The sequence below is a fragment of the Parasphingorhabdus flavimaris genome (assembly GCF_013371215.1).
In the GTDB taxonomy this organism is placed as follows: domain Bacteria; phylum Pseudomonadota; class Alphaproteobacteria; order Sphingomonadales; family Sphingomonadaceae; genus Parasphingorhabdus; species Parasphingorhabdus flavimaris.
This window is the reverse complement of record NZ_JABWMH010000004.1, coordinates 170,436-193,212: the sequence shown is the minus strand read 5'-3', so window position 1 is coordinate 193,212 and position 22,777 is coordinate 170,436. Positions and strand designations below refer to the sequence as shown.

The 22,777-nt window shown below is 59.4% G+C and carries 19 protein-coding genes; 16 read left to right on the top strand and 3 right to left on the bottom strand.

Annotated elements, in window-relative coordinates; genetic code table 11:
* Positions 1-4: 4 nt before the first annotated feature.
* Both HUO14_RS13715 and HUO14_RS13710 read left to right on the top strand, forming a co-directional pair.
* Complete coding sequence (locus tag HUO14_RS13715) at positions 5-472, top strand: c-type cytochrome (RefSeq protein ID WP_246255652.1); 468 nt, start codon at positions 5-7, stop codon at positions 470-472.
* Entirely contained in the window at positions 469-1,071 is a 603-nt protein-coding gene (locus HUO14_RS13710) for a nucleotidyltransferase family protein (RefSeq protein ID WP_176280399.1), read from the top strand. The genes HUO14_RS13715 and HUO14_RS13710 overlap by 4 nt, the downstream gene beginning before the upstream one ends.
* A gap of 18 nt (positions 1,072-1,089) precedes the next feature.
* Here the strand turns inward: HUO14_RS13710 and HUO14_RS13705 are convergent, their stop codons facing one another.
* Positions 1,090-1,731, bottom strand: a complete 642-nt coding sequence (locus HUO14_RS13705; RefSeq protein WP_176280398.1) for a queuosine precursor transporter — start codon at positions 1,729-1,731, stop codon at positions 1,090-1,092.
* A gap of 126 nt (positions 1,732-1,857) precedes the next feature.
* Here HUO14_RS13705 and HUO14_RS13700 point away from each other — a divergent pair, with 126 nt between their 5' ends.
* The 6 genes from HUO14_RS13700 to HUO14_RS13675 all read left to right on the top strand — a co-directional run bounded on the left by HUO14_RS13700 (position 1,858) and on the right by HUO14_RS13675 (position 9,287).
* Positions 1,858-2,427 (top strand): LOG family protein, encoded by a 570-nt coding sequence (locus HUO14_RS13700; protein ID WP_176280397.1) that lies wholly within the window; start codon positions 1,858-1,860, stop codon positions 2,425-2,427.
* A 36-nt stretch (positions 2,428-2,463) separates the two neighbouring features.
* Positions 2,464-3,699 (top strand): NupC/NupG family nucleoside CNT transporter, encoded by a 1,236-nt coding sequence (locus HUO14_RS13695; RefSeq protein ID WP_217908023.1) that lies wholly within the window; start codon positions 2,464-2,466, stop codon positions 3,697-3,699.
* A 44-nt stretch (positions 3,700-3,743) separates the two neighbouring features.
* On the top strand, positions 3,744-4,688 hold the full coding sequence (locus HUO14_RS13690) for an isopenicillin N synthase family dioxygenase (protein WP_176280396.1): 945 nt from the start codon (positions 3,744-3,746) through the stop codon (positions 4,686-4,688).
* Entirely contained in the window at positions 4,685-5,296 is a 612-nt protein-coding gene (gene udk / locus HUO14_RS13685; RefSeq protein WP_176280395.1) for a uridine kinase, read from the top strand. Before HUO14_RS13690 ends, udk begins: the two co-directional genes overlap by 4 nt.
* 261 nt (positions 5,297-5,557) lie before the next feature.
* Complete coding sequence (locus HUO14_RS13680; RefSeq protein ID WP_176280394.1) at positions 5,558-8,074, top strand: TonB-dependent receptor; 2,517 nt, start codon at positions 5,558-5,560, stop codon at positions 8,072-8,074.
* Between the two features lie 211 nt (positions 8,075-8,285).
* The gene (locus tag HUO14_RS13675) at positions 8,286-9,287 is read left to right on the top strand and encodes an SDR family NAD(P)-dependent oxidoreductase (RefSeq protein ID WP_176280393.1); all 1,002 of its coding nucleotides are present in this window, start codon (positions 8,286-8,288) and stop codon (positions 9,285-9,287) included.
* A 1-nt stretch (position 9,288) separates the two neighbouring features.
* On the opposite strand, the gene HUO14_RS13670 is transcribed toward HUO14_RS13675, so the two are convergent.
* On the bottom strand, positions 9,289-9,855 hold the full coding sequence (locus HUO14_RS13670; RefSeq protein ID WP_176280392.1) for an NADPH-dependent FMN reductase: 567 nt from the start codon (positions 9,853-9,855) through the stop codon (positions 9,289-9,291).
* A 155-nt stretch (positions 9,856-10,010) separates the two neighbouring features.
* Between HUO14_RS13670 and HUO14_RS13665 the strand changes: the two genes are divergently transcribed.
* From HUO14_RS13665 to HUO14_RS13655, 3 genes are all read left to right on the top strand, one after another.
* Positions 10,011-11,171 carry an acyl-CoA dehydrogenase family protein gene (locus HUO14_RS13665; protein ID WP_176280391.1) on the top strand — a complete coding sequence of 387 codons (1,161 nt, stop codon included), beginning with the start codon at positions 10,011-10,013 and terminating at the stop codon, positions 11,169-11,171.
* Positions 11,172-11,312: 141 nt separating this feature from the next.
* A complete protein-coding gene (locus HUO14_RS13660; protein ID WP_176280390.1) occupies positions 11,313-12,527 on the top strand; it encodes an acetyl-CoA C-acetyltransferase in 1,215 nt (404 codons plus the stop codon).
* Positions 12,528-12,635: 108 nt separating this feature from the next.
* Positions 12,636-14,825, top strand: a complete 2,190-nt coding sequence (locus HUO14_RS13655; RefSeq protein ID WP_176280389.1) for a 3-hydroxyacyl-CoA dehydrogenase NAD-binding domain-containing protein — start codon at positions 12,636-12,638, stop codon at positions 14,823-14,825.
* Positions 14,826-14,878: 53 nt separating this feature from the next.
* Here the strand turns inward: HUO14_RS13655 and HUO14_RS13650 are convergent, their stop codons facing one another.
* Positions 14,879-15,607, bottom strand: a complete 729-nt coding sequence (locus tag HUO14_RS13650) for a TetR/AcrR family transcriptional regulator (protein WP_176280388.1) — start codon at positions 15,605-15,607, stop codon at positions 14,879-14,881.
* Between the two features lie 121 nt (positions 15,608-15,728).
* Here HUO14_RS13650 and HUO14_RS13645 point away from each other — a divergent pair, with 121 nt between their 5' ends.
* The 5 genes from HUO14_RS13645 to HUO14_RS13625 all read left to right on the top strand — a co-directional run bounded on the left by HUO14_RS13645 (position 15,729) and on the right by HUO14_RS13625 (position 22,767).
* A complete protein-coding gene (locus HUO14_RS13645) occupies positions 15,729-17,351 on the top strand; it encodes an acyl-CoA carboxylase subunit beta (protein WP_176280387.1) in 1,623 nt (540 codons plus the stop codon).
* Positions 17,348-18,160, top strand: a complete 813-nt coding sequence (locus HUO14_RS13640; protein WP_176280386.1) for an enoyl-CoA hydratase/isomerase family protein — start codon at positions 17,348-17,350, stop codon at positions 18,158-18,160. Before HUO14_RS13645 ends, HUO14_RS13640 begins: the two co-directional genes overlap by 4 nt.
* Before the next feature lie 105 nt (positions 18,161-18,265).
* Positions 18,266-20,263 carry an acetyl/propionyl/methylcrotonyl-CoA carboxylase subunit alpha gene (locus HUO14_RS13635; RefSeq protein ID WP_176280385.1) on the top strand — a complete coding sequence of 666 codons (1,998 nt, stop codon included), beginning with the start codon at positions 18,266-18,268 and terminating at the stop codon, positions 20,261-20,263.
* Between the two features lie 93 nt (positions 20,264-20,356).
* On the top strand, positions 20,357-21,511 hold the full coding sequence (locus HUO14_RS13630) for an NAD(P)H-dependent flavin oxidoreductase (protein WP_176280384.1): 1,155 nt from the start codon (positions 20,357-20,359) through the stop codon (positions 21,509-21,511).
* Between the two features lie 92 nt (positions 21,512-21,603).
* Positions 21,604-22,767: a CaiB/BaiF CoA transferase family protein gene (locus tag HUO14_RS13625; RefSeq protein WP_176280383.1), complete on the top strand. Its 1,164-nt coding sequence runs from the start codon at positions 21,604-21,606 to the stop codon at positions 22,765-22,767.
* The last annotated feature ends 10 nt before the right edge of the window (positions 22,768-22,777 follow it).

Here is a 22,777-nt window from a genome sequence, read left to right as displayed (position 1 = left end):
TGAAATGCTGAAATATATCCGCGCTGTTGCTCTGTCTTCGATGCTCGCCCTGACTGCCTGTGGCGCTGACCCGGCGCCGGGACCGGTCGAGCAGATCATTGTCCGCGAACCCGGCGCGGCCCCGGCCGTTGCCGTTGCTGCGACCGAAGCACCGGCCAGCACGCTGATCGCCGACGGGAAAGCGGCTTTCGCCAATTGCTCCGCCTGCCACAGTCTCGAGCAGGGCGCGGCCAATGGCGTTGGCCCCAATCTTTACGGGATCGTTGGCAAGAATGCGGGTGGTGTCGCCGGATTTGCCTATTCGGACGCGCTCGAGGCATCCGGCATCGTCTGGACAGCGGCAGAACTGGACAGCTTCATCGCCGACCCGGCCGGTAAAATTCCGGGTACGACCATGGTCGCGGGGGCAATCGCGGATCCGTCGAAGCGACAGGCCGTCATTGCCTATATTGAAAGCACTACCGCCAATTGAACCGGAAGTCGGGCATCATGCTGGCGCTGCTGGCTGCCGGACAATCCCGCAGATTTGGTGACCGGGACAAGCTGAGCGCGATGCTCGGCGGCAAAATGCTCGGCCTGCACGCTGCCCAAGCGGCCGCCGACTTGCCCTTTTCGCAAAAACTTGTGATCGCATCACCGGACCCTGACTGTGCGGCGGGCTGGCGTGACCTGGGATATCGGGTGGTCGCCAATACAGATGCCATCCGGGGTCAGGCGACGTCAGTCAGGCTTGCCGCGGCCCACGCCATCGAGGCCGGAGCCAGCGCCCTTTGCATCATGCTGGCCGATATGCCGTTCGTGACGAGCGGCCATCTCGCCAGGCTGATCGAGAGTTTCGAACAGGCGGGCGAGACAAATAGCGTGGCGTCCGCGCGCAGTGGACAGGCCATGCCCCCGGCAATATTTCCGTCCGGCGCGCTGGACCGTTTGTCGGAACTGCAAGGCGATGCCGGCGCGCGCAAGTTGCTGGCCGACGCGCTGATGGTCGAGGGCGACGATCAGTTTCTGATCGATATAGACACGCCGGCAGATCTTGCCGAAGCCAACCGGATATTCCGGCCTGTCACGTAGCTCTTCGCCGAAACGCCTTCATTCGCGATCCAGTCTCTTGCCCAGTTTCACAAAAAAGACGATCAGAAATGGCACCAGCAGGAAGGACAGGACAACCTTGGCCGAACCCTGGCCCAGCAGCAATTGTCCGATCGGGCGCTCGCCATAGAAAGCGATGGTGATGAAAATGATCGTGTCGACGAGTTGCGACAAGGCGCTGGCGATCGCGGCACGCAAGGCCAGCATCGCGCCCTTCATATTGGCGAGGCGGGAGAAAATATAGACATTGAGGAACTGCGACACGCCATAAGCGATGATCCCTGCGAACATCAGGCGCGCGCCCTGCGACAGGATGATCGGAAAGGCGTCCTTTGCCGGTTCGTACATGCCCGGGTCGGTCGGCAGCGCCAATACGATCTGGATCAATATGATCGCGGTGATCAGCGGCACGAAGCCGAACCGGACCAGCCGGTTGGCGACATCGCGGCCATGCAGTTCCGCAACCGCACTGGATAATACGACCAGAAGCAGAAAGGGGAATATCCCCGATTCGACAGCCAGGGGTCCGAGCGCGACCTGTTTCGCGCCCAATATCCCGGCGATGCAGGTCATTCCGCCGTAAAGCACGGCAAAGACGAACAGGGATCGTGGGATGAGGTTGGTTTTCGCAGTTTCAATCATCGCGGCTGCCTAGCGTGATCGGCGGCGAAAAAAAAGAAATAGTCACAAGAGCGAATTTTTCTATAGGGAAAAGGAAATCGAAATTAGCGGATCGCGGCCCTTCATGTCGCACGATCGGGGGATAATTTGCAAAGACTGGCAGTTTATTGTGGCGCCAACGCGGGGCAGGACCCGGCTTATGCCGCATCGACAATCTTACTCGGCAAGGCCATGGCAGCGCGCGGCGTTGATCTGGTCTATGGTGGCGGCCGTCTCGGCCTGATGGGCATTATCGCCGACACCGTGCTCGTCGAAGGCGGCCGGGTTCATGGCGTAATCCCGGAAATGCTGAGGGATCTCGAAGTTGCGCATACCGGCGTCACCGAGCTGCACATCGTCCAGAATATGCACGAACGCAAAGCCAAGATGACCGATCTGACCGATGCCTTCGTCGCCTTGCCCGGCGGCGTCGGCACGATGGACGAACTGTTCGAGGCCTGGAGCTGGAACGCGCTCGGCTATCACAACAAGCCGTTCGCGATATTGAATATCGGCGGCTATTGGGACTCGCTGATCGATTTTCTCGACAAAATGTCGGAACAGGGATTCGTGTCCGCCGAACGGCGCAAACATCTGATCGTGTCCGACAATATCGATGACTGCCTCGACCGCCTTGCGGCCGCCTGCAATAGCGAGACCGGCAGTTTCACCTGGTGAGCCTTGTCGCGCTGAAAATTTGACTGGAAAAGACCGATGATACCCATCCTGACAAGCATCGCCGGCATGGCATTGATCCTGCTGATCGCCCTTGCCCTCTCGACGGGACGGCGGAATATCCGGCTGCGAGTGGTTGGCGCCGCATTCGCGCTCCAGGCCGGGATTGCCGTCATCGTGCTCTATATTCCGGCGGGAAAACGGATCATCGAGGCCATGGCTTTCGGCGTCTCCAGCCTGCTTGGCTACGCCTCGGCCGGCACCAATTTCATCTTCGGCCCGCTCGCCTCGCCGGAAATGGGGGGCAACAGCTTCGCGATAGCCGCGCTTCCGGTGATCATCTTTTTCTCGGCGCTGATATCGATCCTCTATTATCTCGGCATCATGCAGTTCATCATCAAATGGGTCGGCGGCGCGATCCAGAAGGTGACCGGCATATCCAAGGTCGAATCGCTGTGCGCCGCGGCAAATATCTTCGTCGGTCAGTCCGAATCGCCGCTGGTCATCCGCCCCTATCTCGCCAGCCTGACCCAGTCGCAGCTGTTCACCGTGATGAGCGTCGGCATGGCCGGCGTCGCCGGAACCATCCTGGCGGCCTATGCCGCAATGGGCATAAGAGTCGACTATCTGCTCGCCGCCGCCTTCATGTCTGCCCCCGGCGGGATATTGATGGCCAAGATCATCATGCCGGACAATCCCGATGATCCGGCCCCCGAAGAACTGCTCATCGCGGTCGAATATGAAGAGGAAAAGCCTGCCAATATTATCATGGCTGCGGCGATGGGCGCACAGACCGGCGTCAAGCTGGCGGTTGCGGTCGGCGCGATGGTGCTCGCCTTTGTCGCGCTGGTGGCCCTGGCCAACGGCCTGCTCGGCGGTATCGGCGGCTGGTTCGGCATGCCCGATCTCAGCTTCCAGCTGGTCATCGGCTATATTTTCGCACCGATCATGTTTCTGCTCGGGGTGCCGTGGAATGAAGCGCTCGGCGCCGGCGGACTGTTCGGCACCAAGATCGTGCTCAACGAATTTGTCGCCTTCATCGAACTCGGCAAGATCCAGGACGGCATTTCTCCGCTGACCAACGCCATTGTCATCTTCGCCCTGTGCGGTTTCGCCAATTTCAGCAGCATCGCCATCCAGCTCGCCGTCACCGGCGGGCTTGCCCCCAATCAGCGGCCGGTCATCGCGCGGCTCGGCCTGCGCGCGCTGGCCGCCGGATCGCTCGCCAATCTGATGAGCGCGGCGCTCGCCGGCATATTGCTGTCGCTCGCCTGATTCATCGCGATTGACAAAGAAACACGAGAGCGCATTTTAAGAACATGACCCAGAACCCAGATACATTGGCCGCCGTATCGCTCGCCATGGCCGACGAAGACAGCAACGCATTTGCCGAACGGATCGGCCGCAGCTTTTCCGACTGGGGCTTTGCCGTGGTTTCCGACCATGGCATCCCGGCGGAACTGATCGCACGCGCCGAAGCCATGTCGCGTGCCTTTTTCGCGCTGCCCGACGAAGTGAAGCGATCCTATCATATCCCCGGCGGCGGCGGCGCGCGCGGCTACACGCCGTTCGGCACCGAAAGCGCCAAGGATAGCAATATCAGCGATCTCAAGGAATTCTGGCATATCGGCCGCGATCTGCCGTCCGGCCATCCGTTCGAGCCCTATATGCCGCCCAATATCTGGCCCAGGGAACTCGACGGATTTCGCGAGACCTATCTCGAGATGTTTGCCGCCTTCGACAAGGCCGGCGCGCGTATCCTCGAGGCCATCGCCCGCTTTCTGGGACTGGCACCGGATTTCTTCGTCGACACGGTGCGCGACGGCAATTCGGTGATGCGACTGATCCATTATCCGCCGGTGCCGCAAGATTCGCCCGCGGTCCGCGCCGCCGCGCACGAGGATATCAACACCATCACCTTGCTGATCGGTGCCGAAGAGGCCGGACTCGAATTGCTCGACAAAAATGGCAACTGGCGAGCGGTAACCCCCAAAGCGGGAGAACTGGCGGTCAATATCGGTGACATGCTGCAGCGGCTGACCAACAATCTTTTGCCCTCGACCACCCACCGCGTGGTCAACCCGCCCCCGGAACGGCGCGGACATTCACGCTATTCGATGCCTTTCTTCCTCCACTTCCGGCCGGATTATTCGATCGAGACGCTGCCGAGCTGCGTCGATGACACCCATCCGAATCTCTATCCCGAACCGATCACCGCGCACGAATATCTGATGCAGCGCCTGCGCGAAATCGGGCTCGCATGACAGCAAGGGCGATCGGCATCAGCGGCGGCAGCTGTTCCGGAAAATCCACCCTGACCCGCAAGATTTTCGACAGGCTGGGACCGGATCAGTGCGTGATCCTGCCGCAGGACGACTATTTTTTCGGTATTGGCGATGCTCCGGAGGGAAAAGGCGGCCCCAATTTCGACCATCCCAATGCGGTCGACTTCGAACAAATGTGTCTGCAACTGGCGCAGTTGAAAAATGGCCAGACGATTGACCGGCCGCTTTACGATTTCCCCACCCACATGCCGAAAACCGAGACCGAACGGACCGAATCGCGTCCGGTGATATTGATCGACGGCATATTGATTCTCCAGCATCAGCCGTTGCGCGACCTTCTGGATCTCAGCATCTTCGTCGAATGCGATGCGGAAACCCGCTTTGCCCGGCGACTCGAACGCGACGTCCGCGAACGGGGACGCACAGCGCAGTCGGTGAACGACCAATTTGCCAACCAGGTTGGCCCGATGCACGATCTCCACGTCGAGCCATCCAAAACCCACGCCGATATCGTGATAAATTCGCAACAGTGCGAAATGTCATTCTCGACGCTGCTGGCCAGCATCGACTCGCTATTAAGCCATTGAAAAGCATAAATTAGTTTCAAGCATCTGTTCCGAAATCCGGTCTTTCCCGACCGATTTCACGACAATTTCCCCTGTTGGACAAAAATAAAATGCTGCAGTGCGGCATATGACATTTCAATTGAGACAAAACTGTCATTAAGGGCCCCTACAGACGACCGGCGTTGATCCGGCGGTGCGCATGATGTGCCGTCGCTCAGGCTTTAGACAGTTTTATTATGGCGGCGCACAAACCACTGCGTCGCACAACGGGGAATTCTTATCATGAAGATTAAATATCTCTTGGCTACCAGCGTAGTCAGCCTTTCAACGGCGGGCCTGATGGCAACATCCGCCTCGGCTCAGTCGACCGGTACCGTCGATTTTGAAAATGATGTCATCATCGTGACCGGCGGCAGAACCGTCGATGTCGGTGGCGTTGAAATTCCCAACACGCCAAAGGCAAAGCAGGTTCTCGACGAAGAAATCATCCGTCGTCAACGCCCCGGCCAGACGGTCAATGATATCGTCAACCTCGTTCCCGGTGTCAGCTTCCAGAACAATGACCCATGGGGCTCTTCCGGCGGTTCGTTCACGATCCGCGGCTTCAGCGACGATCGCATTTCGCAGACGCTTGACGGTCTGCCACTCAACGATTCGGGCAACTACGCGCTGTACACCAACCAGCAGGTTGACTCGGAAATCATCGAGCAGGTCAACGTCAACCTCGGCGTGACCGACGTCGACAGTCCGACCGCTTCCGCTGTTGGCGGCACGATCAACCTTCGTACCCGCCAGCCCAGCGACGATTTCAAGCTGACCGGCACGCTTTCGGCCGGTAGCACTTTTGCAAAAGGTGACAACGACAACCGCAGCCGGCTTTACATGCGCGGCTTCGGCATGATCGACACCGGCGACATCACCGGTTTCGGCACCAAGGCGTTCGTTTCTGCCAGCTACACGCGTTACAACAACCCGTTCAACAACTACGGCATTGTTGAGAAGCAGCAATATAACGGCCGTATCTGGCAGGATATCGGCAGCAATGGCGACTTCATTGCCGTCGCGGGTCACTATAACGAAAACCGCAACAACTTCTTCGGTTCCTTCTCGCTGGACAGTTTCCCGGCGACAAAAGCGGACCGCTTTTACGACATCAACTTTCCTTGCACGGTCGAGGCTCCTGAAGCCGGAACCGCCCAGAGCGACAACAATTGCGGCGCAGAATTCGATCGCCGCTTTAACCCGTCGAACACCGGTAACATCCGTGGCGCATCGCGCTTCACCTTGACGGACGGCCTGGTTCTTTCGGTCGATCCGAGCTACCAATATGTGAAGGCAAATGGCGGCGGCGACGAAGAACTGCTCGAGCAGACTCGCAACGTTGGCGGTGTTGAAATGACCGGCTTCATTCGCGGACGCTATTATTTCGGTCGTGACCTCAACGGTGACGGCGATACGCTCGACGAAGTAACGGGTCACGATCCAAGCCAGACCCGCACCCGGCGTTTCGGTGTTATTTCAAACCTCTCTTACGAGCTCAACCCGGACCACCGTTTCCGTCTTGCCTATACCTATGACGATGCCAACCATCGCCAGACCGGCCAGACCTCGGTTGCGCTCCTCAACGGCGAGATTGCCGACGTGTTCCCGGTCAACAACGGACTGGTTACGGTAGACGGTTTTGAACTCAACAAACGCGATCGCCAGTCTTACGCGACGCTGCATCAGATTTCGGGCGAATATCGCGGTACATTCGGCGGTCTGACCGCAGTACTCGGTTTGCGGGCACCGTTCTTCAAGCGCGAATTGAACCAGAATTGCTACACAACATCAGCAAGCGGTTTTCTCGATTGCGTTGGCGGCGTCAGCGCAGCCTATGAAGCGGCGAATCCTTACAGCTATGATGCAGCAACCAACACGGTTACCGGCTCTGCAATTCCTCAGTCACGTACCTACAAATATGATGACATTCTGCCAAACATCGGTCTGACCTATGCTTTCGGCAGCGCATCCGTATTTGCAAACTATGCCAAGGGGCTTTCGGTACCGGCTACTGATCCGCTCTATGACTCGCTTTACTTCCCGGAGAATGCACCGGGCGTTCAGCCAGTTCCCGAAACAACCGACAGTCTCGATATGGGCCTTCGGTATCGGACCGGCAACATCCAGGCCCAGTTTGCTGGATGGTATACCCGCTACAACAACCGGCTCGCGTCCTCTTATGATCCGATCCTTGATGAATCGGTATTCCGGAACCTCGGCCGGGTAGACAAATATGGTCTCGATGCATCGATCGCTTGGTCACCAACGCCTGAAACAATGGTATATGTTTTCGGTTCGATCAATGAATCGGATATCCAGGACAATGTTCAGACCGACGTTTGCTCGGCCGCTGACATTACAAACGGCGTTGCCCAGTGCACCGCGGTTGGCGATCCGATCTTTGCTCTTACTGCCGGCAAAAATGAAAGCGGAGCCCCGCTCTGGACTGTTGGTGCTCGTGTTCAGCAGCAATTCGGTGACTTTGAACTGGGTGCCCAGGTCAAGCACACCGGCAAACGCTGGGTCAATGACACCAACACACGGTCTGTTGGCGGCTACACGCTGGTCGACCTCGACCTGCGCTGGAACATCACGCAGAACCAGTTTGGTGACGATGTTGCAGTCCAGCTGAACGTTACCAACCTGCTCGACAAGCTTTATGTCGGCGGCTTCGGTGGCGATCTGGACGGCAACTCGCCATTTGTCCAGATTGGTGCGCCACGCGCAGCAAGCATCTCGCTGATCTTCGGCTACTAAGCAGAAGGCCTTTGCGTCCGGTGCGAAACAAGATCGCGCCGGGGATAAACCAACAAGAGACGGCGGTGCTGAAAAGTGCCGCCGTTTTTCTTTGCGGCCAAGCGGCGCGGGCCCGGCGTCTGAATCGGCGCACAGCCAGTGCTGCAATCAATTGCAAATTCTTTACCGGTTCGTGCTAGAGGCTGGGCATTGAAACTCACCGGAAAGCGCCATGTCTGACACCCGTAACTCCCCCGTTCTCGTCACCGGCGCCGCCGGGTTCATCGGCCATGCCGTCTCGACCCGTCTGATCGAACGCGGAGAGACGGTGATCGGCATCGACAATCTCAACGATTATTATGATCCGGCGCTCAAGGCCGCGCGGCTCGCCAACCTCAAGGCACTCGAGGGCTTTCGTTTCGAGCAGATGGACGTGTCCGATGCCGAAAGCGTCAAAACACTGGTCCAGTCCAACGGCGTACAACGGATCATCCATCTCGCGGCGCAGGCAGGCGTTCGCTACAGTATCGACAATCCGTTCGCCTATCAGAAATCCAACCTCGAGGGCCATTTGTCGCTGCTCGAAGCCAGCCGCCACGCCCACAATTTCCAGCATCTCGTCTATGCTTCATCGAGCTCGGTTTACGGCGACAAGCCAATGGGCGGCGCAGGCTTTACCGAAGAGGAACCCGCCACCGATCCGGTCTCGCTTTATGCCGCGACCAAGCGGTCGGGCGAACTGATGAGCCAGTCCTACGCAAAGCTCTATGGTTTCCCGATGACCGGCTTGCGCTTCTTCACCGTTTACGGTCCCTGGGGCCGCCCCGACATGGCCTATTTCGGTTTTACAAAGAAGATTTTGGCGGGAGAATCGATCGAGGTATACGGTCAGGGCAGGATGGCCCGGGATTTCACCTATATCGACGATATTGTCGATGGCATATTGGGCGCGCTCGACCATCCGCCAGAACGCCATGGCCACCGCATCCTCAATATCGGTGACAGCCGCCCGGTCGGTCTGATGGACATGATCAAGGCGCTCGAAGAGGCGCTAGGGATCGAGGCGGAAAAGATCATGCGCCCGATGCAACCGGGCGATGTAACCTCGACATATGCCGACGTGTCGAAGCTCCATGCCCTCACCGGCTATGCGCCAAAGGTCATGCTGGAAGACGGATTGAAGAAATTTGTCAGCTGGTACCGGGGTTTTTACGGCAATCTGCCGCCCGCCTGATTCAGCGCGTCTCGGCGCGCTGCATGACTTGCTGTGCGGCCAGTTTCAGCTGTTCGTTCACGCCTGCATCTGCGCATATGCCATCGTTGAAAATACCACCGGAGGCATTGATTCCAACACCCAGCGGCGTTGGCCATCCGCGCAGGGAATGCACGATCGAGCGCAGCGCCGCCAACGTGCTGCCGACCGCCTGCCAGCCATAGGCCGTGACGATCAAACCGATAGGAACCCCGTCGAGATAGACGCGTTCGTCCCGCGCCGTCTCTTCGATATAATCAATCGCGTTTTTCACCAGGCCGGATACCGTACCATGATAGCCCGGACTGGCGATGAGCAAGCCGTCGGCCCGCCGTACCAGTTCCACAAGTTCCTTGCCGGTATCGCCAAGACCCGCCGGGTCCGACTGATAATGCGGCAGCGCCAGCAGGCGATCCGACCCGAACAATTCGGTTTCTGCTCCCGCATCGGCGGCGGATTGCAGGGCTATGGCCAAAGCCTGTTCGGTCGAGGAGGCGGGATTGGTCGTGCCGCCAAGTCCGAGGATGAATGGTTTTTTTGTCTGTTTCACGGGAACGCCATAACGAGGGTTGGTGGGCAATTGCAACGGCCTTCTGCAAAGGCCCTGTTTCTTAATTGACCGATTAAATTTGCCTGATTAAGACGGGTAGCAAATAGCGGGCTTAAAGCGCGCACTCTCCTCTCCTCCGACCAAAGGAATCTCCCATGCGCAAATTTACCGAAGAACAGCATATGTTCCGCGACGCCTATCGTCGCTTTCTCGCCGACGAGGTCGCGCCGCGGATGGATGAATTCCGCGAAGCCGGCATTGTCGATCGGGAGATATTCAAGAAAGCCGGCGATCAGGGCTTCCTGATGGTGTGGCCGGACGAGAAATATGGCGGCATGGGCGACAATGATTTCCGTTACGAACAGATCATCATCGAGGAAACCGCGCGTGCCGGCTGTTCCGAATGGTATAACACGCTGCACAGCCGGCTGGTCGGCCCCTATCTCCAGAATATCGGCAACGAAGAGCAGCGCGAGCGCTTCCTGCCCAAATGCGTCAGCGGCGAGACGATCCTCGCGGTCGCGATGACCGAATCCGGCGCCGGCAGCGATCTGTCCGGCATGAAGAGCACGGCCAAGGACATGGGCGACCACTGGCTGCTCAACGGGTCAAAGACCTATATCTCCAACGGTATCAACGCCGACGTCGTGATTGTCGCGGCCAAGATTGACGGCGTCGACGACAAGCACGCGATGGTCTTGCTGATTCTCGAGCGCGGCATGGAAGGGTTCGAGCGGGGCAAGAATCTGGAGAAAATCGGCCTGCACGCGCAGGATACAGCCGAGCTGTTCTTCAATGACGTCAAGATACCGAAAGAAAATACGCTGGGCACGCCGGGCAAGGGCTTCATCCATCTGATGGAAGGGCTGGCCGAGGAACGGTTGATCGGCATGGTCGGCTATGCCGCATCCGCGCGGCGTGCTTTTGATGTCACGCGCGAATTTGTCATGGATCGGGATGTTTTCGGCAAGAAATTGTCGGATATGCAGAATACCCAGTTCAAAATGGCCGAAATGGACGCGAAAATTGACATGTTCCAGGTCTATGTCGACCATTGTATCGATATCCACAACCAGGGTGGCCTGACCGCCAATATGGCCGCCAAGGGCAAGATGCTGGGCAGCGAGATCGAGTGGGAAATGGCCGATCTCGGGCTGCAACTGCACGGCGGCGCGGGCTATATGAAAGAATATGAAATCAGCCGGATCTTCACCGACGCCCGGATGAGCCGCATCTATGCCGGATCGAGCGAGATCATGCGCTACATCATCGGCCGGGACGTTTTCAGCCAGAAATATCAATCGATCCTCGATTAGTTTATGGTGCAAACGGGCTGGGAAAAGGCCGAGTCGCGCCCTTTCCTTGGTTGACGTTTACGTAAACTGCTTGACTGTGTTGCACTGCACCATTAGCATTGCGCAACATCCTTCCAATTCTTCCAACGAGAGGAACCCCAAATGACCCAAGCCTTTATCTATGACGCAGTGCGGTCCCCGCGCGGCAAGGGCCGCAACGACGGCGCCCTGCACGAAATCACAGCTCTCGACCTGTCCGCCCAGGTGCTGGCATCGGTCAACGAACGCAATGGCCTGGACGGTCACGAGGTTGAAGACATCGCCTTTGGCTGTGTCTCCCCGGTCGGCGAACAGGGCGCAGTGATCAGCCGCATGGCAGCGCTCAAGGCGGGCTATGCCGACACGACATCCGCCATTCAGGTCAACCGTTTCTGCGGCTCCGGTCTGGAAGCGGTGAATATCGCCGCGGGCAAGATCTGCTCGGGCGAAGCCGATCTGGCGATTGGCGGCGGTATCGAATCGATGTCGCGCATCCCGATGGGCAGCGACGGCCTCGGCGGCATGGCCGATCCGAGTCTGGTGTTTCAGGAATATTTCGTTCCGCAGGGCATTTCCGCCGATTTGATCGCCACCAAATATGGCTATAGCCGTGATGATGTCGATGCCTATGCGGTCGAGAGCCAGAAACGCGCCGCCAGGGCATGGGACGAAAAACGCTTCGCCAAGTCGATCCTGCCAATCCGCGACGTGATCGGCGAGGTCGTGCTCGACCGCGACGAACTGATGCGCCCCGAAACCGACATGCAGTCGCTCGGTTCGCTCGGCCCCGCATTCAAGATGATGGGCGAACAGATGCCCGGCTTCAACGATGTCGCAATCCTCAAGCACCCCGATGTCGAGAAGATCAATCACGTCCACCACGCGGGCAACAGCTCCGGTATCGTCGACGGTTCGGCAGCGGTTCTGATCGGTAACGAAATGGCAGCCGAGAAATATGGCATGAAGCCGCGGGCACGGATTGTGTCGATGGCAGCGATCGGTTCCGAACCGACAATCATGCTGACCGGCCCCGAATTTGCCGCCAAGAAGGCACTGGAACGTGCTGGAATGACAGCAAATGATATCGATCTGTGGGAATTGAACGAGGCATTTGCTGCCGTCGTTCTGCGCTTCATGGACGCGATGAATGTCGACCACAGCGTGATGAACGTCAACGGCGGCGCGATCGCCATGGGCCACCCGCTCGGCGCGACCGGCGCGATGATCCTCGGCACCGTGCTCGACGAACTCGAACGCTCGGGCAAGTCGACCGCTCTCGCGACGCTTTGCATCGGCGGCGGCATGGGCATCGCCACGATCATCGAACGGGTGAACTGATTTTCGTGCTCCGCACTTGATGCGGAACTCCGGAGGGCTGGCAACCGCCCTCTCGCCAAGGCTCCGCATCAAGTGCGGAGCACAGGATGAGAAACTAAGGAAAAGAATATGAGCTACGAAACATTCACAGTCGATATTGACAGCGACGGTATCGCTCTCGTCACCATCGATCTTCCCGGCCAGTCGATGAACGTCTGGAACCAGGCCCTGATCGCCGACTTCAAGACCTTCACCGAGGAACTGATCAGCAACGAGGCGATCAAGGGCGCCGTTATCACCTCGGGCAAACCATCCGGTTTCCTCGCCGGCGCCGATCTCAACATGCTCGGCGCATCGAAAGCCGCCAGCATGGCCGAGGCCTTTGAAAGCGCCTGGGAGCTCAATGCCATTTTGCGCCGCATGGAAACCGGCGGCAACAGCGCCAAGGACCTGCTCAAGGGCACGGCCCACGCCAAACCCGTCGCCTGTGCCCTGAACGGCCTCGCGCTCGGTGGCGGTCTCGAACTGGCCCTGGCCTGCCATTATCGCGTTTGCGCCGACAATCCCAAGATCCAGCTTGGCCTGCCCGAAGTGCAGGTTGGCCTGCTGCCCGGCGGCGGCGGCACCCAGCGCCTGCCGCGTCTCGCAGGCCTACAGGCTGCAGGCATGGCCATCATGACCGGCCAGCCAATGAACCCGCAGGCTGCACTCGCACAGAAGATCGTCGACGAAGTCGTCCCCGCCGACGAAGTGGTTGCCAAGGCCAAATCATGGGTCAAGGCCAATCCCAAGGCGTCCGCGCCATGGGACAAGAAGGGCTATAAATTCCCCGGCGGTGCCGGATCAATGGATCCCCGTGCAGTGCCACTCTACCTCGGCTCCTCGGCGATCGCGCTGAAACAGAGCAAGGGCAATTACGAAGCGGTGAAGGCGATCCTTTCCTGCCTCTATGAAGGCTCGATGCTGCCGATGGACACCGCGTTGCGCGTGGAAAGCAAATATTTCACCAAATTGCTCTCCGGTCCGCAGGCCAAGAACATGATCCGCACCCTGTTCATCAACAAGCAGGCCGCGGAAAAAGGCGCGGCCCGCCCTGAAGGCGTGCCACCGACCGAACTCAAGACCGTCGGCGTACTCGGCGCCGGTCTGATGGGTTCCGGCATCACCCATGTCACCGCCAAGGGCGGCATGAATGTCGTCGTCCTCGACCGCAGCATGGAGGAAGCACAAAAGGCCGTCGCCTACAGCCAGAAGATCGTCGACAAGGGCGTGAAGCGTGGCAAGATGACGCAGGAAAAGGCCGACGCTTTCATGGCGCGGATCAAGCCGACCGACAATTATGATGATCTGAAGGATGTCGACCTGATCATCGAGGCGGTCTTCGAACGCCCCGACATCAAGGCCGATGTGATCAAGAAGACCGAGGCGGTCATTGGCAAGGATGTCGTCTTTGCCTCCAATACCTCGACCCTGCCGATCACCGGTCTGGCGAAGAACAGCTCGCGCCCCGATCAGTTCATCGGCATGCATTTCTTCTCGCCGGTTGAAAAAATGCCGCTGCTGGAAATCATCCCCGGCGCCGAAACCGGTGACAAGGCTCTGGCCGTTGCGCTCGATTATAACGCCAGAATCCGCAAGACCCCGATCGTGGTCAAGGATGTCCGCGGCTTCTACACCAACCGCGTGTTCCCGCCTTATGCCAACGAGGCGATGCTGATGGTCGCCGAGGGCGTGAAACCGGCGCTGATCGAAAATGCAGCCATCGCCATGGGCATGCCGATCGGTCCGCTCGCCGTGGTCGATGAAACCACGCTCCAGCTCGGCTATGACATTATGACGTCAACCAAGGAAGAAATGGGCGATGCCTATGTTTCCAGCGGCACCGAAGAGCTGATGGAGATCATGGTCAAGCAGATCGACCGGCGCGGACGGCGCTTTGGCGGTGGTTTCTACGAATATGCCGACGACGGATCGAAAAAACTCTGGCCCGGCCTCGCCGACCATTTCCCGCTGGCCGAAGAACAGCCGGATGTCGAAGAGGTCAAGCAGCGTCTGATGTTCATCCAGCTGATCGCCACCGCGCAATGTTTCGACGAAGGCGTGGTCTCCGATCCGCAGTCCGCCGATCTCGGAGCGATCTTCGGCTGGGGCTTCGCGCCCTGGACCGGCGGTCCGATGAGCCATATCGACACGATGGGCGTCGACAATTTTGTCCGCATCGCCGACAATCTCGCTCAGAAATGTGGCGAACGGTTCAAACCGCCGATGAGCTTCCGCGAGAAAGCCGATGCCGGCGAGAGCTTCTACAAAGCGGCTTGAGCGGAACGATAGATGACAAGAAAGAGCTCCTTCGGGGGCTCTTTTTTTGTCCGTCAGGAAAGACGCTTTGCCAGTGCCTCGAATTTCGCGTCGAGCTGGTCGATCTGCAGGGACAGCCGGTTGAAATCGTCGCTATCTGCAGCTTCTGCGCCACGAACAGCGCCATAATGAGCCTCGAACAAAGCCACTATCTGGTCAATCACCGGTCCTTGCTGCCGTTCCGCCCGGTCTTCGCCGATGGTCATCTCGATCGACCGCGCGCTATATTCCAGGCTGCCGTAGAAGATATCGCGCGCCTGCCACAGCACCGCGTCCCGCCGCAACTCGCCGCGATCCTGCCCGCGCCGGAACAGCTGGTCGAAAACCGCGACATAGTGGCGCAGATGATCGCGCGAAACGCTGACCTCGCTGTTGTTGCGCCGCAGAGCAAAGCTGAGGTTGATGAAATCCGCGTTCAATATCACCGTATTCAGATGATATCCGGCCAGGGCGCGCAAGCGGTCGAAAAATCCTTCGGCCTTGGTTGACGCCATGACCGTCTCGGCCTCCCGGGTCAGCACGTCCCAGAATTGCTGCAGGACCGCGAGCATCAGCTCCGCCTTCGATTCATAATAGCTGTAGATCGTGCCCTCGCCGATACCGGCGCGGCGCGCGATCTCCGACATGCGCGCTCCGTCAAACCCATGCTCGACGAAAATGGCGCGCGCTGCGTCCAGAATTGCCTGTTCCTTGCGCTCCAGCTTGCTGCGCTGGGTCTCCGGATGGACCGCCTTAGTCGCCAAAACCTGTCCCTTATTGAGCTTGACTCGGAAATACCGAATGCTATTCAAATAGCCATAGGAGACTGAATGTGTCAAATGACGAATATTCCGCTGTGCCATTTCCCGCAAAGGCGTCCTGAATATGCCCCAGTTCAAATCGAAAATTGCCACCGGCTCGGAAAGCTTTGCGCAGAACCGCAAGGACATGCTGACCCTGATCGACCATCTCCGCAGCCTCGAAAAGCGCGCGGTCGACGCCTCGGAAAAACGTCGCCCGACCTTTGAAAAACGCGGCCAGCTGACCCCGCACGAACGACTGACTCGCCTGCTCGATCCGGGCATGCCCTTCCTCCGCCTCTACAATATGGCCAATTATCTGCTCGAGGACAGCAATCCCGAGACCAGCATTCCGGGCGGCAGCGTCATTCTCGGCATCGGCTTTGTCAAAGGCGTGCGCTGCATGATCTGGGTCGACGACAGCGGCATCCGCGCGGGTGCAGCGACGTCCGGCGGCTGGGATGCCAGCAAGGGCGCACAGAAAATCGCCCAGGATCTCAAATTGCCCTTCATCCATCTGGTTGAAAGCGCCGGCGCGAACCTGATGGAATATAAGGTCGAGCTATGGGCCCACGGCGGGATGCTGTTCCGCAATCTCGCCTGGCTCAGCGCGGCCGGTGTTCCGACGATGGTTGTCCTGCATGGTCCTTCGACCGCGGGCGGCGCCTATATGCCGGGCATGTCGGACTATGTCATCGGCATTCGCAACAACGGCATGGCCGCGCTCGGCGGCGCAGCGCTGGTCCACGCGGCGACCGGTGAAGTCGCCGACGACCGCGATCTCGGCGGCACCGAGATGCATGCGTCCACCACCGGCAGCGTCGAATATCTGGCGGATGACGATGCCCACGGCATCGCGATTGCCCGCGAAACCATAGGCCGGCTCGACTGGAACAAGAACAGCACGCCAATCCGCCGCAATGATTATGAAGAACCAATCTACGACATTGACGAGATCGCCGGCGTCGTGCCGATCGATTATACCACCCCCTATGATGTCCGCGAAGTTGCGGCCCGGATCGTCGACGGCTCCGATTTTGAAGAATTCAAGCCCCGCTATGGCCCGGGCACGGTCTGCATGCAGGCCAGCATCATGGGTCACGCGGTCGGCCTGATCGGCAACAACGGCCCGTTCGATCCCGAAGCGGCAGCCAAGGCGACACATTTCTTCCAGCTTTGTGACCAGTCGCAACTGCCGATCATCTTCCTCAACAACACGACCGGCTATATCGTCGGCACCGAGTCCGAACATAAGGGTATGATCAAACTCGGCAGCAAGATGATCCAGGCGGTTTCCAACGTCCGGGTGCCGAAACTGGCCCTCTATATCGGCGCAAGCTTTGGCGCGGGCAATTACGGCATGAGCGGCACCGCCTTCGAGCCGGAATTCCTGTTCAGCTGGCCCAATGCGAAAACTGGCGTCATGGCTGGTGCTTCGGCCGCCAACACGATGAGCCACGTCGCCCGGGTGCAGGCCAGGCGCAAGGGCGTGGAGCCCGACGAGGAAGCGATCGCCAAGCAGGAACAGCGGATCAAGGATATTTTCGAAGCGCAGGAAAGCGCCTTCTTCACCTCCGGCCGCGTGCTCGACAATGGCGTGATCGATCCGCGTGACAGCCGCAAGGTTCTGGGCTTCGCGCTGGAGACGATCTTCGAGGCGCAGAACCGGACGCTGCATCCCAATGCCTTCGGGGTGGCGCGGATATGACCCATCTCCCCACCACCAAAACACTTGAACTCGAACTCCAAAACGGCTGGCTCACCATCTGGTTCAACCAGCCGGAAAACCGCAATGCCCTGAGTGACGCCTTGGTTGCGGAGCTCGGAGCCGTGCTCAATAGCGTGCGCGATGATCGCAGCGTGCGCGGGATCACCATGCGTGGCCGCGGCGGCGTCTTCTGTGCCGGCGCGGATCTCAAGAATTTCAAGGAAAATTTCCAGCAAAGCGGCGATCGCGCGGCGATCATCAAGATGTCGAGCGGTGCAGCGGAGATTTTCGACCTGGTCAACACCGCTCCCCAGGTGGTGATCGTCCTGATCGAGGGCGCGGCCATGGCTGGCGGCTTTGGCCTGTCCTGCTGCGCCGATGTCGTGATCTGCGAAAGCGGCGCGCGCTTTGCGATGACCGAGACCGCTATTGGCGTAACACCGGCGCAGATATCCCCGTTCGTGATCCAGAAGCTCGGCTATGCCACCGGCCGCCGGCTGATGCTGACCGCCGCGCGGTTTGACGGAAGCCAGGCGCACGAACTGGGCTTTGCCGATTTCATCGCCGATGATGTCGCGGGCCTCGAGGCCATCGAAATACAGTTGCGCAAACAGGTATTGGGCGCTGCGCCCGGTGCGGTCGCCGCGACCAAGCAATTGCTCGGCCAGATCGCCGGCCAGCCGCGCGAAGAGGTCATCCGCCTCGCCGCAGAGAATTTCGCCGACCGCATGGTCAGCGACGAGGCCAAGGAAGGCGTCGCCAGCTTCTTCGAGAAACGCAAACCCAATTGGGTGGTGAAACCGGAATGAACAGATATTCGCAAATTCTTCCGTTCGTCCTGAGCTTGTCGAAGGACAGCTGGCGCAAGGCCAAGCTTCGACAGGCTCAGCACGAACGGGGTGAAGGAAATTAAAATGACCCGAATCAACACACTCCTGGTTGCCAACCGCGGCGAAATCGCCTGCCGGGTGATGCGCACGGCCAGGGCACAGGGCATTCGCACGGTTGCCGTCTATTCCGACGCGGATGCCAACGCTCCCCATGTCAAAATGGCAGATGATGCGGTGCATATCGGACCGGCGCCGGTGAATGAATCCTATCTGCTGATCTACAAGATCATTCAGGCCGCCAAGGACACCGGTGCCGACGCGATTCATCCCGGCTATGGTTTTCTTTCCGAAAATGCAGCCTTTTCCAAAGCCTGTGCCGATGCCGGCATCATCTTTGTCGGCCCGCCGGAAAAGGCGATCGACGTGATGGGCGACAAGGCGCGGTCCAAACGCGCAATGATTGCCGCTGGCGTGCCCTGCGTGCCCGGTTATCAGGGTGATGATCAGGCGGACGATGTGCTGATCTCCGAAGCCAACAAGATCGGCGTGCCTTTGATGGTCAAGGCAGCCGCCGGCGGCGGCGGTCGCGGCATGCGGCTGGTCCATGATCTGAAAGACGTGGCCAATGCGATCAAGCTGGCGCGGTCGGAGGCGGAAAATGCCTTTGGCAATGGCGAACTGATCCTCGAAAAGGCGATCATCAAGCCGCGCCACGTCGAAATCCAGGTCTTTGCCGACAGCCATGGCAATACGATACACCTCGGCGAGCGCGACTGTTCGGTCCAGCGTCGCCACCAGAAGGTAATCGAGGAAGCGCCATGCCCTGTCATGACGGCAATATTGCGGGAACAGATGGGCGCGGCGGCGGTCGAGGCGGCCAAAGCGGTCGATTATGTCGGGGCCGGAACGGTTGAATTCCTGCTCGACCAGTCGGGCAGCTTCTATTTTCTCGAAATGAACACCAGGCTTCAGGTCGAGCATCCGGTGACCGAGGAAATCACCGGCCTTGACCTGGTGGCACTGCAGCTGAAAGTCGCGTCAGGCGACTTGCTCGGCCTTGAACAACAGGATGTCACGCTTACCGGCCACGCTATGGAAGTCCGCCTCTATGCCGAAGATCCGGCGGATGATTTTCTGCCCAGCACTGGTCCGGTCCATTTGTGGCAACCTTCCGGCCTCGCGCGGGTCGACAGCGGCATCCAGACCGGCGGCGAAGTATCGCCCTTTTACGATTCCATGGTCGCCAAGATCGTCACCCATGGCGCAACCCGCGACGAAGCGCGGCGGCGGATGATCAAGGCCTTGTCGGAAACCGCCTTGTTCGGCCCCAAAACCAATCGCGATTTTTTAATCGATGCGCTCGACCGGCCGGACTTTGTGACCGGAGAAGCAACCACCGCCTTCATCGCCGAAAATTACGGCGAAGACGGTGTTGATCTCGGGGCGCATGATTTCTCTTCTTATGCCATTGCTGCGGTCATCCACCATAAGCTGCGGCAACAGGCGGCGCACAGGCTCGCGCTCAACGTCAATCCGGAAATGCTCGACTGGTCCAGCACCGGTTCGCTGGAAACCGTGGCACAATATGCCGATGGTGAAGATGCGCAGACCATCCATGTCCATGTCGACAAGCCCGGCCATTACCGGGTCGGCTCCGGCGAAGACAGCGTCGCGGTGGAGCTGATCAGTCTCACCGCCGACCGGGCAAAATTGCGGGTCGACGGCCGCACGCTCGAAACCATCTATTATGATGACCATCGCACCCTCTATCTGGCGCTGCCCAGACGTTCGCTGACCGTGACCGATCTCACCGGCCTCAGCGCCATGGAAGACGCCGGCGGTGGCGGCACCGTGGTTGCGCCGATGCACGGGCTGTTGCTCGAGATATTGGTCGAAGCCGGAGCGCGGGTGGCCAAGGGCGACAAGCTGGCGGTGCTCGAGGCAATGAAGATGCAGCATGAAATACTGGCCGAGATTGACGGCACGGTTGAAACCATCGCGGCAACCGCTGGCAAACAGATTGCCGCGGATGATCTGATCCTGGAAATTGTCGCCGATGAAGCTGAAGAAACCGATAGTTGATAAAGACCGTTCGTGCTGAGCTTGTCGAAGTACGATTGACCGCCGAGGGCCCTTCGACAGGCTCAGGGCGAACGGCAATGAGGAGACCCAACAATGAACAATAAAATCTGCGACATGCTCGGGATCGAATTCCCGCTCGTTGCTTTCTCCCATTGCCGCGATGTTGTCGCCGCTGTTTCCCGCGCAGGCGGTATGGGCGTATTCGGCGGCGTAAACTGCTCTCCGGAGATGCTCGAGGAAGAGCTCAGCTGGATCGATGCCCATGTCGACGGCAAGCCTTACGGTCTGGATATCATCGTCCCGAACAAGGTCGAGGGCAAAGGCGAACAGCTTGATCCGGAAGCCGTACTGGCCTCGATACCGGATGAACATAAGCAATTTACCAACGACATATTGCAACGCCATGGCGTCGACACCGGACGGATCGCCGGGGACATCGAAGCGGTCCGCCGCGAGCAGGTCGCATTTACCGACAATCTGCGTGGTGGCACCGCAGAAGCAATATTGGAGGTCGCGTTCCGCCATCCGATCGGGCTGATCGCCAATGCTCTGGGTATTCCGCCACAGGTGATGCTGGACATGGGAAAGAAGCACGATGTTCCCGTCGCCGCGCTGATCGGGACAAGAGATCACGCGATGAGCCAGGTCGCAGCCGGCGTCGATATCATCATAGCCGTCGGCGGTGAAGCGGGCGGGCATACCGGCGACATATCCACCATGGTGCTGATCCCCGAAGTCTGCAACGCGCTTGCGCAGATTGGCGACGACACGCCGGTACTCGCGGCGGGCGGCATTGCCACCGGCGCGCAGATGGCCGCGGCCATGGCGATGGGCGCGAGCGGCGCCTGGTGCGGATCGGTGTGGCTGACCACGGTCGAGGCAGAAACCAATCCGGTGGTGAAAGAGAAGATGCTCGCCGCCACGTCCCGCGATACGGTGCGCGCACGGTCGCGCACCGGCAAGCCATCGCGGCAACTGCGCTCGCCCTGGACCGATGCGTGGCAAGCGGAAGGCGCGCCCTCGCCGCTGCCGATGCCGTTACAGTCTCTGGTCGCGGAACCGCCGTTGCGGGTGCTCGACAAGCTCAGCCAGGGCGACAATCAGGGCGCCAGGGATCTTTCGACCTATTGGGTTGGACAGGGCGTCGGGCTGATGAACGAACAGATGACCGCCGGTCAGGTGGTACAGGGTTTCAAGGAAGATTTCCTCACCGCTTACGAAAGACTGGCCGCCAATCTCGGCGAATAGGGCCGCCGAATCCATCCTGTGCTTGTCGCGGGAACATTTGCGCCATATGCTTCCCCCAGACCCGCTCGAACGAAGCGGGGATTGAGGATCGCATGACAGAGACAACGCAGACGCAGCCACTGGCCGGGATCAAGGTCATCGAATTCTCGACCATGGTCACCGCCTCTCTGGCGACGATGATGTTCGCCCAGCAGGGCGCGGATGTGATCAAGGTCGAACCGCCGGGAATCGGCGATCCGATGCGCTGGCTGGGAAGCCAGAAAGCGGGCATTTCCGGCCTGTTCCACAATTGCAATCGCGCCAAGCGATCGGTCACGCTGGATCTGAAGACCGCAGAAGACGTGGCTCGTGCCCGGCAGCTCTGCCTGTCGGCCGACGTCGTGATCCACAATTACCGTCCGGGGGTGATGGATCGACTGGGGCTCGGCAGCGCGGCGCTGCGTCAGGAAAGGCCCGGACTCATATATTGCGCAATCACCGGCTTTGGCCAAGAGGGCCCGCTGTCCAGTCGGCCTGCCTATGATCATGTGATGCAGGCGATGGCCGGTTTCATGACCACCCAGGGCCATCCGGATGGCTTTGCCTATGTCAAAACCCTGATCTGCGACAAGGTGACCGCCTATACCGCCGCACAGGCAATCACCGCAGCCCTGTTTGCCCGCGAACGCATCGGCGTCGGCCAGCATATCGACCTGTCGATGCTGGAAAGCTGTATCGCCTTTCTCTGGCCGGATGGCGGTATGCATCTCACCCTGCAGGCAGGGGATGTCACCCATGGCGCGCCCTTCGCGGATTATTACCAGCTGCCATTGCGGACCAAGGACGGCGCCATCGCCTATGCCGCGATGACCGATGCCCATTGGCATGCAATATTCGACATTGTCGGCCTCGGCGAACTGAAGAGCGAAGAAAAATATCAGGGTTCCGCCAACCGCAGCATCCATATGGCCGAGCTCGCGACGATCATTGCCAATCAGAAGCCCGACCTCACCTGCGCCGAGATGGTTGAAGGCCTCGCCGCGCACGATGTGCCGGCCGCTAAATGCCTGTCCCTGGAGGATTTGCCCGACCATCAGCAGGCTCTGGCCATCGGAGTGTTCGAACAGGCCGACCATCCGATGCTCGGCGCGGTTCAGCATGTCACCCCGCCGGCCCGCTTCGGCGGCGAGAAGATGACGCCATGCGGCCCCAGCCCCGCGCTCGGCGAGCATAATGAGTCAATTCTCGCCGAACTGGCCGCCCTCTCCCGGACATAGATTGTTTCAA